The organism is Mesorhizobium sp. BH1-1-4 (genome assembly GCF_020165665.1).
Taxonomy (GTDB): Bacteria; Pseudomonadota; Alphaproteobacteria; order Rhizobiales; family Rhizobiaceae; genus Mesorhizobium.
The window spans coordinates 1-14,322 of the sequence record NZ_JAIUIN010000011.1 but is presented as its reverse complement, the minus strand read 5'-3'; the positions used below and the strand labels follow the sequence as shown (position 1 = coordinate 14,322).

The window sequence follows — 14,322 nt, the reverse complement described above, 5'->3', positions numbered from 1 at the left end:
AGGCGGCAGCTTCAGTCGCCGGCGACGAAGAAGGTCCATTGTCCGGCGGGGGTGATGCCGACGCGATAGAAGATGTAGGCGCCGAACTGTTTCATGTCGTCGAAATCGCCGGCGGTGACGATCTTGAACAGCTCGACCCGCTGCTTGGCGTCGAGCTTGTCGAGCGGCAGCGCGAAGAAATACGGCCAGACATAGAGTTCCTGCGGCGTGCCTGCGTCGACATGGACGTAGCCGGCGGAAAGCACCTCCTCGAGAATGGCCAGGATCTCTTGGCCGTCAGGGTCGCCGGACAGCCCTTTGAGGAAGGCGATGGCATCGCCGTCTATGTCGGCCAGCGACAGCTGGGTCATGCTGTCGCCCTTGCCGATCAAGGGTCTGAGCTTCTCGATGTCGCCGCTCTTGCAGGCTTCGATGATCAGGTCATGCATGCGCCGCACGGGCTCGGGCAGCCTGCCAAGGTCGTAGACGACCTCCGGTAGGGGGGCCTCCGGATCGACACGCGGCCTGTTGCTCCCGCCGTCCGGCGACTTGTCCGGCTCGGCCGCGTCCGGGGCGGCTGGCTGGCTAGTTGAAGGCGGTGTTCCCACCGGATCGGGCATGGGGATCGTGTTCCCAGGCGACGAGGTGTCGTCATCCGTCGACGGTGTGGTTGGCGCGGGGAGCTCTTCGCGTTTGATCTCACTCAGCGCATAGGCCGGGCTGCTGGACAGGCACGTCACCAAGGAAATCGCGGCGTAGCAAGCAGCGAGGCGGATGTAGAGGACCAAGACCTTCGGCCCGCCTGACATCGGAAAATTCACTGCCCGTTCTCCTTGCTTCGGGCATGACGCCCGAACGGTATTCCGCCGTCAAAGAACCGGATACTGGTTCAGTGCCGCAGCCGCTCGGGTTCGAAGGCGCCAGCAATGACCTTCTCGCGCATGCGGTCGAGCAGGGCAAGGGCCGAGGTCTCGCCATTGGCGCGCAGCATCTCGCCGAATGCCGTTTCGAGGGCCGCTTCGGCAATGATGTCGGGCTCGATGCCAGCCGAAAGGCCTTCCGCCCAGGCTTCGCTGTGGCTCTCAACCGCCGTCAGCCGCTTTTCTTCCCTGACCAGCGCGTCGATGTCGTTGGCAGCATGTTCCATAAGCGATGTCCACCCTTTCAAGCGGCAACCCATCAGTGTGGATCAGGCCTGATCTGTTCCGTTCACACGCGCTCCAAGTAAGTATCTGTAAATACGACATTTTTTTGATCGTCATTTACAGGGGGCAACTGTGTTTGGCGAAGCTGCGTTTCAACCCGGATCAAACTTAGCCGATTAGGACTGCCTGCGGGGTGAAAACCTTCAGTTTGAGTTAATTCCGCATTCGTGCGGTAACGTTTGATTAACGCTGTTGCAAAAGCGCAACATCAGGATTGCACCAAGACAAAGACAGGCACAAGCCGGATATGGCGATAGTCTCTGCCGTTGGGTCTAATATCTGTTGATTGATGCTCAGTTGCCATAACGCGAGGCGATGTCGCGCGACAGCGTCTCACCTTCCTTCATATAGCGGCTGATGGCTTCGGTAGCCGAAGCGGTGCACTGGGTGTAGGTGCCGCCGAAGGAACGATAGCCGCGGTTGAAGCTGGCGATGAAGCGGGCGCGGCGTTCCGGGTCAGGATTTTCCGAATCGAGCAGCTTTTCCATCTCGCCCCGCCACTGGTCGCCCTTTTCCCCGCACAGATTGCGCAAGAAATGCAGTGACCCCAGAACCTCCGCCAGCCGCATCAGTCCCGGCTCGAACGGCGAGTCGGCACTGAACGCAGGCCGAGCCGGGATGATCATGCTGACGGCAAGGCAAATGGCGAGGAGTATCGACGGACGGTTCATAAGCCTGCTCTGCCTGACGGCTTCAGCCTTTATGGTCTGCCTAACGGCCTCAAACGTCGCGGCTGGCGAGACAACATGAGCCTTGTGGCGAAACAATTTGTCACCTGCAAGGCGATTTTTCAGTGCTGCGTCAGCATGTTCGAATGGGGACTAGCAGTTCTTCGGCGACTTCGAACACCGAACCGGCAAGCGGCAACAGGGTCATGTCTTCGAGTGTGTAGAAGGCGGCCGTCTCGGCATCGTCGCTGGCCACCGCCTCGCCGCCGGCGTAAGCGGCGCCGAAGACGGTGAGGTGGTAATCGACCGGATGACTGTCGTCCCTGCCGTCGATGTGGATCTCCCGAAGCGGGCGAAATCCCGTAGCGTGCAAGCCGGTCTCTTCCAGCAGCTCGCGCCGTGCCGCGTCCTCCAGCGTCTCGCCGGCTTCGACCTTGCCGCCGGGAAATGCGTAGAGCCCTTGGGAAGGCGAGCGCGCCCGCTTGACCAGGAGTACGGTGTCGCCACGCACGACGGCCACAGAGACCGCGGGGAGTGTCTTGCGCGTTGTGTTCATCGATGCCCAGTCAACTCATTTGAGGCAGGTCTTTGTGGACCGGCAGCATGGGCAAGCTTTAACAGTTGCGCAACGCCGGTTCGATCGCCACTTTCAACATCGAACCATTCGAAAGACACAATCGATCATGTGCGGACGCTTCGCCCTGACCGCCACGCCGGACCAGACCGCGGCCTTGCTGGGTCTTGCCGAGCTCGAGGATTTCCCGGCCCGCTATAACATCGCGCCGACACAGCCGGTCCTGATGGCGACATCGGGCGCGCCGCGAGCTCCGGGCTCCAATCTTCCGGACCGGCAGGCAATGCTGGTGCGCTGGGGTCTCATTCCCGCCTGGGTCAAGGACACCAGGGAGTTTCCGCTGCTGTTCAACGCGCGTTCGGAAGGGGCGATCGAGAAGGCCTCGTTCAAGGCCGCCATGCGCCATCGCCGCGCGCTGGTACCGGCATCGGGCTTCTATGAATGGCGGCAGACCGGCGGCAAGAAGGGGCAACCTTATTGGATACGGCCCAGGCATGGCGGACTGATCGCCTTTGCCGGCCTTATCGAAACCTATGCCGAGCCGGGCGGTTCGGAAATGGATACCGGCGCGATCCTGACAGTCAACGCCAATGCCGACATCGCTCACATCCATGACCGGATGCCGGTGGTCATCGACCCCAGGGATTTCGCTCGTTGGCTGGATTGCCGCACGCTCGAACCGCGCGATGTCGCCGATTTGCTGCGGCCGGCGCAGCCCGATTTCTTCGAGGCGATCCCTGTCTCCGACCTCGTCAACAAGGTCGCCAATACTGGACCCGAGATTCAAGAGAAGGGTGAGATCGGGCCGGAGCCCGAGAAAGTCAGGCGCCAGAAGTCCGGCGCGGACGACAGTCAGATGACGCTGTTCTAGCGAAGCCTGTCGAGGTCTTCATGTCCAGGGCGCCGTTCGCGCCCTCCGTGCCGGCGATTGCGTCGGCCGGGGCGCCGCTTCAGGCGGCGCGGGGCGATACGATCTTCTGCGCCGGCTTGTTCTTCTTGGCGGTGTGAAGAAGGGCGGCGACGATGGCGGCCGGGCCGATCGCGCGATAGTGGCTGGCCAGCGCCGGTTGCTTGGCGCGGTTGGCTTCCTGCTTGTTTCGAGGCATGTTTCTCTTCCCTGGTAACATTTCCGTGTCTGCGTTTGATGGTTGATTCCGACCAAATCGTGACGCGTGGTGATCTAGCCGGCGAATGTTTCATGACTGTGCCGACATGTTTAATAAAATGTTTCACTGACTGATTCCGCGTCATCGGGCGATGCGTTTGCCCGCCTTGGCGATGTTTTTCCCGGCCTGAGCGACTTGACGGCAACACTGGTCAGGGCGATAAAGCCGCCCATGAAAACGTCTTTCGCCATTTGTGGCATTTGCATTATTGGCTAGCCTCGCGCTGGTCCGGACGTTTTCGCCTCATCTTTCCCCAGATTGGACAAACGCCCCGGCCAGCAGGCTGGAGCTTGACTTGCGCCTCGGCGCTGGCTGGCTCCATCCGACAAGAAGTTCTGAAAACCGGGAAGGCAGGGAATGTCTGACGCATCACAGGGTCTGCGCCTCTACAACACGCTGACGCGCACGAAGGAGGATTTTGTCCCGATCGATCCGCAGAACGTGCGCATGTATGTCTGCGGACCGACCGTCTACGATTTCGCCCATATCGGCAATGCCAGGCCGGTGATCGTCTTCGACGTGCTGTTCCGTCTGCTGCGCCATCTCTATGGCGAGACGCATGTCACCTATGTGCGCAACATCACCGACGTCGACGACAAGATCAACGCGCGCGCGCTGCGCGATTTCGGCGGCGAGATATCAGCCGGCACACTGTCGCTCAACGAAGCGATACGGCGGGTTACCGAAAAAACGGCCGACCAGTTCCACGGCGATGTCGCCACGCTTGGCTGCCTGGAGCCGACGGTCGAGCCGCGCGCCACCGAATTCGTCGAACCGCGCGCCGACGGCAAGGCCGACATGATCACCTTGATTCAAAGCCTGATCGGACGCGGCCATGCCTATGTCGCGGCGGGTGAAGTTCTGTTCGATACGGCGTCGATGCCGGACTATGGGCAGTTGTCGAAACGCAATCTCGACGAGCAGCAGGCCGGCGCCCGCATCGCCGTCGACGCCCATAAGAAGAATCCCGGCGATTTCGTGCTGTGGAAACTGTCGTCGCCGGAGGAGCCCGGCTGGCAAAGCCCGTGGGGCAGGGGACGGCCCGGCTGGCACATCGAATGCTCGGCCATGTCGGCCGCCTATCTCGGCGAGGTCTTCGATATCCATGGCGGCGGCCTCGACCTGATCTTCCCGCACCATGAGAACGAGATTGCCCAGTCGCGCTGCGCCCACGGCACCGATGTCATGGCCAATGTGTGGATGCACAACGGCTTCCTGCAGGTCGAGGGCCAGAAGATGTCGAAGAGCCTCGGCAATTTCTACTCGATCCACGAATTGCTGGAGACCGACACTTTCGGTGGCCGCAAATGGCCGGGCGACGTGCTGCGGCTGGCAATGCTGATGACGCATTACCGCGAACCGATCGACTTTTCCGTGCGCAAGCTGGAGGAGGCGGAAAACACGCTGCGCAAATGGAAGCGCGCGGCGGACCTGGCGCCGGTCGCGGGAGGCCGGTTGCCGGCGGAGGTCGTGGAGGCGCTGTCGGATGATCTCGCGACCTATGCGGCCTTCCAGCAACTGACCCAGCTAGCCGGCGAGGCGACCGACTTTGACGGCGACGGAGAGAACGCTGCTGCCGCGGCACTGAAAACGGCACTCGCCTTCCTCGGCTTCGACGTAGACGCGGCCAAGGTGGATGACGTGGCGGTGGCCAAGGCTATCGCCCACCGCCTGGAACTGATCGCCGCCAAGAACTGGGCCGAAGCCGACCGTGTCCGCGACGAACTCCTGGCGCAAGGCGTACAGCTGAAGGACGGCAAGGACCCGCTCACCGGCGAGCGCATGACGACGTGGGAGATCAAGCGGTGAGGATGGCCGCTCATATGACCGGAGTGGAGAGGTTGGTGCGAGGCGCCCCCCTCTGCCCTGCCGGGCATCTCCCCCTCAAGGGGGGAGATTGGAAGCCATTTCAGCCTTCGCTAATCTCCGCCGTTGAAGATCGGGCGCAAACGGCAAAACGGCCGATCTCCCCCCTAGAGGGGGAGATGTCCGGCAGGACAGAGGGGGGCGCCTCGCGATGACCCATCATCTCGTATCTCCTCTCAGTCGCGGCAATGCGCGCAAGATGCGCAAGCAAATGACCGATGCCGAGCTGAAGCTCTGGAATGAGATACGTGCACATAGGCTGATGGGGCTATCTTTTCGGCGGCAGATGCCCATAGCGGGCTACATCGTCGACTTTGCATGTCCGACCAAAAAACTAATCATAGAAATCGACGGCTCCCAACACGCAACAGCCGAAGCCTCGGAATTGGATGCAGTGCGAACCGCGAAGCTCGAAGCGCTCGGCTGGACCATCCTGCGCTTCTGGAATGATGACGTGATCCGCGATATCGACAATGTCTGCCAGCACATCGTCATCTCGGCCGGCCTGGCCAACGCCGAAGTGCCGCAACCAGCAAGGGAGGAACTCGTCCCATGATCGACCATCTCGGCATCGACGTTTCCGATTTCGACGCCTCCAAGGCTTTCTACGACAAGGCGATGGCGCCGCTGGGGGCCTCGCTGCTTTACATGGTGCCGCTGGAATACACCGGTGGCGCCAAGGTTGGCGGTTATGGCCGCGACCGCCCGGTGTTCTGGCTGCAGGAAGGCAAGGATGGCCAGAAGGCTCATCAGCACGTCGCCTTCACCGCGCGCAACCGTGCCGAGGTCGAGGCTTTCCATGCCGCGGCCCTTGCCGCCGGCGGCAAGGACAATGGCGGGCCGGGCCTGCGTCCGCACTATCACGCCAACTATTACGGCGCCTTCGTCTTCGATCCCGACGGCAACAATGTCGAGGCCGTCTGCCATGCGCCGGAGTGAGGGGTCATGAGCCTCGACAACCGGCCGGTCTACTCGGGTGGCTGCCAGTGCGGCGCGGTGCGCTTCCGTGTCGAAGGCGCGCTCGGCGACGCCTCGATCTGCCACTGCCGCATGTGCCAGAAGGCGAGCGGCAATTTCTACCTGCCGCTGGTTTCGGTGCGCGGCGCCAAGCTCGACTGGACGCGCGGCGAGCCCAAGCGTTTCCGGTCCTCCAATGCCGCCTGGCGCGGCTTCTGCGCCGAATGCGGCACGCCGCTGACCTTCGAGGCGCCTGACGGCATGGCGCTGGCGATCGCCGCTTTCGACGATCCGGCTGATATCGCGCCGACCATTCAATGGGGCACGGAGGCGAAACTGCCCTATGTGGATTCCATTCCGCGATTGCCGGGCGAGGACACGATGGCGGATATGGGCTCGGCCCCCTATCTCGCCGACCTTGTCTCCTATCAGCATCCCGATCACGACACCGAGCAATGGCCGCCGGAGGAAAGACCATGACCGATCAAGTCCGAACCGGCGGCTGCCAGTGCGGCGCCGTGCGCTTCCGCGTCAAAGGCGCGCTGGGACGCCCGTCCATTTGCCATTGCCGGATGTGCCAGAAGCAGTTTGGTTCATTCTTCGGCGCGCTGGTGACGGTGCCCAAGGATGGTGTCGAATGGACCCATGAGGAGCCGAGCTATTTCCAGTCGTCGGTCAACATCGATCGCGGCTTCTGCGCGCGCTGCGGCACACCGCTGACCTATCGCCAGCCCGGTGGGCTCGAGATCGCTATCGGCGCCTTCGACGACCGCTCCGATCTGGCGCCGCAAATCCAGGTCAACTACGCCGCGCGGCTGCCCTGGGTGGAGACGATCTTCGACCAGCCTGTCCACGACGACCCCGATTTCTACACAAGGCAGGAGCAGATCATCTCCTTCCAGCATCCCGATCACGAAACGGCCAACTGGCCGCAACAGGGCCTGAAACTATGAGCTTGCGCACCCTCTATCCGGAAATCGAACCGTTTGACTCCGGCATGCTCGATGTCGGCGACGGTCATCAGGTCTATTGGGAGCGGTCGGGCACCAAGGGCGCCAAGCCGGCGGTCTTCCTGCATGGCGGACCGGGCGGCACCATCTCGCCCAAACACCGTCGGCTGTTCGACCCGAAGCTCTACGACGTCATCCTGTTCGACCAGCGCGGTTGCGGCAAGTCGACGCCCAACGCCTCGCTGGAGGCCAACACCACCTGGCATCTGGTCGCCGACATCGAGCGCCTGCGCGAAATGGCCGGCTTCGACAAATGGCTGGTGTTCGGCGGCTCCTGGGGCTCGACGCTGGCGCTCGCCTATGCCGAGACACACCCCGATCGCGTCAGCGAACTGGTGGTGCGTGGCATCTACACGCTGACCCGCGCGGAACTCGAATGGTATTATCAGTTCGGCGTCTCGGAAATGTTCCCCGACAAATGGGAGCGTTTCCTGGCGCCGATCCCGCAGGCCGAGCGCGGCGACATGATGGGCGCGTACCGCAAGCGGCTGGTCGGGTCCGACCGCAAGGCGCAAATCGAGGCCGCCCGCGCCTGGAGCCTATGGGAAGGCGAGACGATCACGCTGCTGCCGGAGCCGGAAACCAGCGGTCCGTTCGGGCAGGACGACTATGCCGTCGCCTTCGCCCGCATCGAGAACCATTATTTCGTCCACGCCGGTTGGCTGGAGGAGGGGCAGCTGCTGCGCGACGCGCATAAGCTCGGGGATATCCCCGGCACCATCGTCCACGGCCGCTATGACATGCCGTGCCCGGCGCGCTACGCCTGGGCGCTGCACAAGGCATGGCCGAAGGCGGATTTTCATCTGGTCGAAGGCGCCGGCCATGCCTATTCCGAGCCTGGCATCCTCCATCAACTGATCCGGGCGACGGACAAGTTTGCGGGAAAATAGCCTTTCCTGCTTGCGCTCCGCGACGATTTTTCGAGCTATGGCCATGACAAAACAACGCCTTTACCTCTTCGACACCACATTGCGCGACGGCCAGCAGACGCCGGGCATCGACTTTTCGGTCGAGGACAAGATCGCGATTGCCAAACTGCTCGACGAGTTCGGCTTCGACTATGTCGAAGGTGGTTATCCCGGTGCCAACCCGACCGACACGGCATTCTTCCAGCAGAAACGCACGGCACGCGCCAAATTCGTCGCCTTCGGCATGACCAAGCGGGTTGGGGTGTCGGCCTCCAACGACCCGGGGCTGGCGGCACTTGTACAGTCGAAATCGGACGCCATCTGCTTCGTAGCCAAGAGCTGGGACTACCATGTCCGCGTCGCGCTCGGCTGTACAAACGAGGAGAACCTCGACGCCATTAAGGCTTCGGTCGAGGCATCAGTCGCTTCGGGCAAGGAAGCGACGGTCGATTGCGAGCATTTCTTCGACGGCTTCAAGGCCAATCCGGACTACGCGCTGGCCTGCGCGAGGACGGCCTATGAAGCCGGCGCGCGCTGGGTGGTGCTTTGCGACACCAATGGCGGCACGCAGCCCTCGGAAGTGCGGGCAATCGTTGAAAAAGTCATTGCCGCGGGCATTCCGGGCGCGCATCTCGGCATCCACGCCCATGACGACACCGGCCAGGCGGTGGCCAATTCGTTGGCCGCCGTCGAGGCCGGCGTGCGCCAGATCCAGGGCACGCTGAACGGGATCGGCGAACGTTGCGGCAACGCCAATCTGATCTCGATCGTGCCGACACTGGCGCTGAAGCCGGCTTTCGCCGACCGTTTCGAGACCGGCATTTCAGACGAGGCGCTCACCGGCATTTCGCGCTTGTCTCGCGCGTTCGACGAATTGTTGAACCGCGCCCCGGAAGCGCAGGCGCCCTATGTCGGCTCATCCGCCTTTGCCACCAAGGCCGGCATCCATGCTTCCGCGCTTGCCAAGGAGCCGGCGACCTATGAGCACGTGCAGCCGGAATCGGTCGGCAACCGTCGCCGCGTCATGGTCTCCGACCAGGGCGGCAAGGCCAATTTCCTCGCCGAGTTGAAGCGGCGCGGCATCGATGTACCGAAGGACGATCACCGGCTCGACGCCCTGATATCGGTGGTCAAGGAGCGTGAGGCCTCGGGCTATGCTTATGAGGGCGCCGACGCCTCCTTCGAACTCCTGGCGCGCAAGATGCTGCACGGCCTGCCCGAGTTCTTTCACGTCACCTCGTTCCGCTGCATGATCGAGCGCCGCTTCGATGCCAACGGCCAGTTGAAGACGGTGTCGGAAGCGGTGGTCAAGGTGCTGGTCGAGGGCGAGGAGAAGATGTCGGTGGCCGAGGGCCATGGCCCGGTCAACGCGCTCGACATCGCGCTGCGCAAGGATCTCGGCAGATACCAGAACGAGATCGCCGATCTCGAGCTTGCCGACTTCAAGGTGCGTATCCTCAATGGCGGCACCGAGGCCATCACCCGCGTGCTCATCGAATCGCATGACGGTACCGGCGCCCGCTGGTGGACGGTCGGCGTGTCCGAAAACATCATCGACGCGTCCTTCCAGGCGCTGATGGATTCGATCATCTACAAGCTGATGAAGAACCGCGAGATGGCGGGGCTGGTGGCGGCGGAGTAAGTTTGAACCATCAACGAAAGTCCATTGATCCATCAGAACTTTGCGATGGTCTTGCCAAGGTTACTGGGCCATAGCGTTGGCCCATGGCCGCTGAAGCAATTGCCCAGGATGCAGACGGAAGAGCCCGCCGCGGCTTCCTGCTGGCGCTGGGTGCCTATCTCTTGTGGGGTTTGCTGCCTTTCTACATGAAGGCGGTGGCGCATCTGCCGCTTGCCGAGGTGATTGCACACCGCATCGTCTGGTCGGTGCCGATCGCCGCGGCGGTCCTGATCTGGGCCGGTCGCACGGCGGACTTCAAGGCGGCGATCCGCTCGCCCCGCACCATCGCAATGGCCGCGCTGACGGCGGCGCTGATCTCGGTCAACTGGGGCATCTATGTCTGGGCGATCGCCGTCGACCGCACCGTCGAGACAGCGCTGGGCTATTACATCAACCCGCTCGTCAACGTCGTGGTCGGCGCGCTGCTGCTTGGCGAGCGGCTCGACCGGCTGCAGATCGCCGCGGTGGTGCTTGCCGCGATTGCCGTCGCCGTGCTGACGATCGAGGGCGGCAAGCTGCCCTGGGTATCGCTGGCGCTGGCCTTTTCCTTCGCCGCCTACGCCTTCTTCCGCAAGACGCTGCCGATCGGCCCCAGCCAGGGTTTTCTGCTCGAAGTGCTTTTGCTGTCGGTCCCGGCGCTGGGCTACATCATTTTCCTGATCGCCACCGGGCAGGACCATTTCGTCTCCAGCAATGGCACCGACACCGCGCTGCTCATCGGCTGCGGGCCGGTGACGTCCGTGCCGCTGCTGCTGTTCGCCTTCGGTGCCAAGCTGCTGCGCCTCTCGACCATCGGCATCATGCAGTACATAGCGCCGACCATGGTGTTCCTGATTGCCGTGCTGATCTTCGACGAGCCATTCGGCACCACGCAGGCCATCGCCTTTGGCCTGATCTGGGCGGCTCTCGCGGTCTATTCCTGGTCCATGCTGGCGACGGCGCGCCGGGCTACATCTGTCCGAGCCGCCTGACGAAAAGATAGGTCACGCCCGCGATCAGCAGCGATACCGCCGTCACCACCCAGAAGCCCATGGGCGTGTTGACCAGCGGCAGGCCGCCGACATTCATGCCGAACAGGCCCGAGATGATGGTCATCGGCAACAGCACCGCCGTCATCACCGACAGCACATAGAGCAGCCGGTTCGACTGCGTCGTCAGCTTGGCCATCAGTTCGTCCTGCAGCAGCCGCGTGCGCGCCTGCAACTGCTCGCCGTCATAGTGCAGCGTCTGGGCGCGGTGCGAGAGCCGCGCCGCCATGTCGTTGATCGAATCCGGCAGGTCGTTGCGATGCGAATGGTCGAGATGGCGAAACAGATTGGTCAGGGTCGCCATCTGCCGGTGGATGACCACCAGGTGCCGGCGCGCATCGACCAGCGCCTGCCGCTCATTGTGCCATGCGTCGCACACGATACGGTCCTCGATACCGTCGAGACTGTCGCTGAGGGTCGCCAGTTCCGCCGCCATTCCGTCGAAAGACTGTCCGACGACGGCCTCGATCAGCTCGGCCGGCGAACGGAATTTGCGCGATCCGTTCTCGATCGCCTTGCGGATGTTGTCGACCGATTGCAGCGGCTGCTTGCGGGCGCCGACCAGCATCGTATCGTTGAGGGCGAAGCGGAAATGGCCAAGCCCGCCGGCTTCCGCCGAATAGTCATGGCGCAGGTCCGGCAGATCGCCATAGAGCCAGTCATCCTCGAGGTCGATATGGCAGCCATGGCTGGCGGTCAGGAAGGCTTCGCGCACCGGCGCCGGCAAGGCCTGGTCGGCTCCGATCTCGTGGCGGGCGCGCATGTCGGAAAGCTGGTAGCTGCGCCACGTCCAGTGCGCCGCACCGGAATCCCTGGTGCGCACCCCTTCGGTGGTGAAGTGGTAGATGAAGAACAACCCGTGCTCATCGGGCAGGTAAGGCGACAGGTCGGTGCCTTCGGCGGGGAGGGCGATGTTCATGGCGGCTTCGCCGGTCTCTGATGCGGTCGGGGTTGCGGGGGCGGCCAGCTGCGATTCCTAGCATGGCATCCCCGATTTAGTGTGACTGTTTCGTGACGATGTGCATCGCGGGCACGGGTCTCTACAGGACGCTGGTAATCCCGCCATCCACCAGCAGGGTCTGTCCGCTCACGAAGCTGGCGGCGTCGGACGCCAGGAATACGGCGGCGCCCGCGAGTTCCCGCACCTCGCCCCAGCGCCGCATCGGCGTGCGGCCGGTCAGCCAGGCGGAGAATGTCTCGTCGGCGACCAGTGCGTCGTTGAGCTCGGTCTTGAAATAGCCCGGCGCGATGGCGTTGACGCGCACACCGTGCTGGCCCCATTCGCCGGCCATCGACTTGGTGAGCATGGTGATGGCGCCCTTGCTTGCCGCGTAAGGCGCGATCGAGGGGCGAGCGAGCACGCTCTGCACCGAGGAGACATTGATGATCGACCCCCTTTGGCGCGCGATCATGCTCTTGACGACGGCCCGGCTCACCTTGAACACGCCGTCCAGATTGGTAGCCATCAGTGCGTCCCAGTCGGCGTCGCTAAAGCTCTCCAGCGGCGCCCGTCGCTGGATGCCGGCATTGTTGACCAGGATGTCGATCGGTCCGGTGCCGATTTCGGCCGCCGCGATCGCCTTGTCGACCGACTGGGTGTCGGTGACGTCGATCATCGCTTCAGCCACGGTGTGGCCTTCGGCGCGCAGGCGCTCGCCGGCGGCTTTGAGTTCGTCGGCCTTGCGGCCGCCGATGGTGACGCGCGCGCCGGCGCTCGCAAGCGCCTCCGCGAAGGCAAGGCCCAGGCCGCGGCTGGCGCCGGTGATGAAGGCATGCTTGCCTTCGAGGCCGAACAGGCGGCCGAGATAGTCAGTCGAATGCAATTTGCACCTTCATCGCTGGCGATTTGTCGCTCGCCAGCGCGAAAGGCTGGTCTAGCCTCCGCGAGCGGCGGCACCAGCCTGCCGAATGGCTTGATGACATGCAAGGCGCTTGTCACCATGGCGCCCCGGGTTCCGTCAGCCTCAGCGCTTCGGGCCAAACCCTGGATAGGGGTTGAGCGGCACGATCGCTGCAATGTCCATCATGCCGGCCTTGACCAGCGGCAGAGTGGCGAGATGGCCGCGCACATCGGCATCGCTGCCGGCTTCGAACATCAGGCAGCTGCCGGGAATGTCACCGCGATTCCAGATCTGGCGCACCGCGCCTTCTGCATAAAGGGCGCGGCGCTGCTCGGCCTCGCCAGGCAGAACGGGTGCGAAATCGGCATCGGTGAACTTTTCCGTATTGCGGGTGAGAAGGGCAAGGAACTGCATTTTCGGTCTCCTGTTGTCGGCGGTTGATGACAGGAGATATCGCGCCAGGTAGTCAGACAGTCAAAGACTGACTAGGCTAAAGTTGAGACCTGGAAGGACTTTGTGTCGAGGAGCAAAAAATGTTCGACCTGCGCCAGATCAGATATTTCGTCACCGTCGCCGAAACCGGCAGCGTCGGTCGTGCCGCCGAACTGCTGCATATCTCGCAATCGCCGCTCAGCCGTCAGATCATTCAGTTGGAGCAACAGCTTGGCGTCGCCCTGTTCGAGCGGGCAAAGCAGCGCGTTCATCTCAATGCCGAGGGCCGCGCCTTCCTGACCGAGGCCCGCGCCTTGCTGTCGAATGCGCGCCGGTTGGAGGAGCTTGGCCGCAACCTGGCCAGCGGTTCTGTCGGGCGCCTTGCCATCGGCTATGTCGAGGGTGCGGTCCATGCCGGGCTTGTCGCGGGCATGCTGCGCCAGTTCCGCCGCGACCGACCGGATTTTCATCTGCAGTTGAGAAGCCTGCGCTCGGCGGCGCAGATGGAGGCGCTTCGGCAGCGCTCGCTCGATCTTGGTTTGGTCTATGCGCCCGCGGCGGCCGATGATCCCGATATCGCCAGCACGCCGCTGCGCCACGAGCCGCTGGTGCTAGCCATTCCCGAGGATGATCCGCTGGCCGGTGTGCCCGACATCCAGCCGCGCCATCTCGATGGCCGCGTCTGGATCACAGTGGTGCGCCAGCCAGACGATACCAATCGTGGCCAGTTCCTCGCCGCTTGCGCCGAGGCTGGCTTCGTGCCCGACATCGCTTACGAGACGGCGGATCCGCTGACCTCGCTTGGGCTTGTCAGCGCCGGCCTTGGTCTCGCCACCGTGCAGGCGAGCCTGCGCACGGCCGCGCCGCCCTCGATCGTGTTCCGCGACATGCCGTGGTTCGGGCGCACGGTTTCCATCCACCTTGCCTGGCGGCGGCAGGACCGGCGCGCGTTGATTGCCGATCTGCGGGAGGCCGCTCGGAGGGAGGGGAGTAGGGGAGTAGGGGAG

General features: G+C 63.3%; 18 protein-coding genes. 10 read left to right on the top strand and 8 right to left on the bottom strand.

Annotated elements, in window-relative coordinates; genetic code table 11:
* Window positions 1–11: 11 nt before the first annotated feature.
* The 4 genes from LB569_RS19405 to LB569_RS19390 all read right to left on the bottom strand — a co-directional run bounded on the left by LB569_RS19405 (window position 12) and on the right by LB569_RS19390 (window position 2,408).
* Window positions 12–800: an alanine and proline-rich secreted protein Apa gene (locus tag LB569_RS19405; RefSeq protein ID WP_224540615.1), complete on the bottom strand. Its 789-nt coding sequence runs from the start codon at window positions 798–800 to the stop codon at window positions 12–14.
* Between the two features lie 68 nt (window positions 801–868).
* A complete protein-coding gene (locus LB569_RS19400; RefSeq protein ID WP_140710948.1) occupies window positions 869–1,126 on the bottom strand; it encodes a hypothetical protein in 258 nt (85 codons plus the stop codon).
* Between the two features lie 351 nt (window positions 1,127–1,477).
* Window positions 1,478–1,855, bottom strand: a complete 378-nt coding sequence (locus LB569_RS19395) for a TIGR02301 family protein (protein WP_140710946.1) — start codon at window positions 1,853–1,855, stop codon at window positions 1,478–1,480.
* A 130-nt stretch (window positions 1,856–1,985) separates the two neighbouring features.
* Window positions 1,986–2,408, bottom strand: coding sequence for an NUDIX hydrolase (locus tag LB569_RS19390; RefSeq protein WP_224693717.1), 423 nt, complete (start codon window positions 2,406–2,408; stop codon window positions 1,986–1,988).
* Window positions 2,409–2,535: 127 nt separating this feature from the next.
* Here LB569_RS19390 and LB569_RS19385 point away from each other — a divergent pair, with 127 nt between their 5' ends.
* Complete coding sequence (locus LB569_RS19385) at window positions 2,536–3,297, top strand: SOS response-associated peptidase (protein WP_224693716.1); 762 nt, start codon at window positions 2,536–2,538, stop codon at window positions 3,295–3,297.
* A gap of 79 nt (window positions 3,298–3,376) precedes the next feature.
* On the opposite strand, the gene LB569_RS19380 is transcribed toward LB569_RS19385, so the two are convergent.
* Window positions 3,377–3,532 (bottom strand): hypothetical protein, encoded by a 156-nt coding sequence (locus tag LB569_RS19380; protein ID WP_224693715.1) that lies wholly within the window; start codon window positions 3,530–3,532, stop codon window positions 3,377–3,379.
* 417 nt (window positions 3,533–3,949) lie between these two features.
* Here LB569_RS19380 and cysS point away from each other — a divergent pair, with 417 nt between their 5' ends.
* The 8 genes from cysS to rarD all read left to right on the top strand — a co-directional run bounded on the left by cysS (window position 3,950) and on the right by rarD (window position 10,985).
* Complete coding sequence (gene cysS, locus LB569_RS19375; RefSeq protein ID WP_224693714.1) at window positions 3,950–5,401, top strand: cysteine--tRNA ligase; 1,452 nt, start codon at window positions 3,950–3,952, stop codon at window positions 5,399–5,401.
* Window positions 5,402–5,609: 208 nt separating this feature from the next.
* Window positions 5,610–6,014, top strand: coding sequence for an endonuclease domain-containing protein (locus LB569_RS19370; protein ID WP_140710936.1), 405 nt, complete (start codon window positions 5,610–5,612; stop codon window positions 6,012–6,014).
* Window positions 6,011–6,397, top strand: a complete 387-nt coding sequence (locus LB569_RS19365) for a VOC family protein (RefSeq protein ID WP_140710934.1) — start codon at window positions 6,011–6,013, stop codon at window positions 6,395–6,397. Before LB569_RS19370 ends, LB569_RS19365 begins: the two co-directional genes overlap by 4 nt.
* Window positions 6,398–6,403: 6 nt before the next feature.
* The gene (locus tag LB569_RS19360; protein WP_224693713.1) at window positions 6,404–6,895 is read left to right on the top strand and encodes a GFA family protein; all 492 of its coding nucleotides are present in this window, start codon (window positions 6,404–6,406) and stop codon (window positions 6,893–6,895) included.
* Window positions 6,892–7,368 carry a GFA family protein gene (locus tag LB569_RS19355; RefSeq protein ID WP_224540602.1) on the top strand — a complete coding sequence of 159 codons (477 nt, stop codon included), beginning with the start codon at window positions 6,892–6,894 and terminating at the stop codon, window positions 7,366–7,368. The genes LB569_RS19360 and LB569_RS19355 overlap by 4 nt, the downstream gene beginning before the upstream one ends.
* A complete protein-coding gene (gene pip / locus LB569_RS19350; protein WP_224693712.1) occupies window positions 7,365–8,315 on the top strand; it encodes a prolyl aminopeptidase in 951 nt (316 codons plus the stop codon). The genes LB569_RS19355 and pip overlap by 4 nt, the downstream gene beginning before the upstream one ends.
* A gap of 37 nt (window positions 8,316–8,352) precedes the next feature.
* Window positions 8,353–9,975: a citramalate synthase gene (gene cimA / locus LB569_RS19345; RefSeq protein WP_224693711.1), complete on the top strand. Its 1,623-nt coding sequence runs from the start codon at window positions 8,353–8,355 to the stop codon at window positions 9,973–9,975.
* A gap of 83 nt (window positions 9,976–10,058) precedes the next feature.
* The gene (gene rarD, locus LB569_RS19340; protein ID WP_224693710.1) at window positions 10,059–10,985 is read left to right on the top strand and encodes an EamA family transporter RarD; all 927 of its coding nucleotides are present in this window, start codon (window positions 10,059–10,061) and stop codon (window positions 10,983–10,985) included.
* Here rarD and LB569_RS19335 read toward each other — a convergent pair.
* From LB569_RS19335 to LB569_RS19325, 3 genes are all read right to left on the bottom strand, one after another.
* Complete coding sequence (locus tag LB569_RS19335) at window positions 10,963–11,961, bottom strand: transporter (protein ID WP_224540594.1); 999 nt, start codon at window positions 11,959–11,961, stop codon at window positions 10,963–10,965. The genes rarD and LB569_RS19335 overlap by 23 nt on opposite strands.
* 121 nt (window positions 11,962–12,082) lie before the next feature.
* On the bottom strand, window positions 12,083–12,865 hold the full coding sequence (locus LB569_RS19330; RefSeq protein WP_224540592.1) for a glucose 1-dehydrogenase: 783 nt from the start codon (window positions 12,863–12,865) through the stop codon (window positions 12,083–12,085).
* 141 nt (window positions 12,866–13,006) lie between these two features.
* Entirely contained in the window at window positions 13,007–13,297 is a 291-nt protein-coding gene (locus LB569_RS19325) for a muconolactone Delta-isomerase family protein (RefSeq protein ID WP_224693709.1), read from the bottom strand.
* A 119-nt stretch (window positions 13,298–13,416) separates the two neighbouring features.
* Between LB569_RS19325 and LB569_RS19320 the strand changes: the two genes are divergently transcribed.
* Window positions 13,417–14,322: LysR substrate-binding domain-containing protein (locus tag LB569_RS19320; RefSeq protein WP_224693708.1), on the top strand; the 906-nt coding region annotated here is incomplete at its 3' end.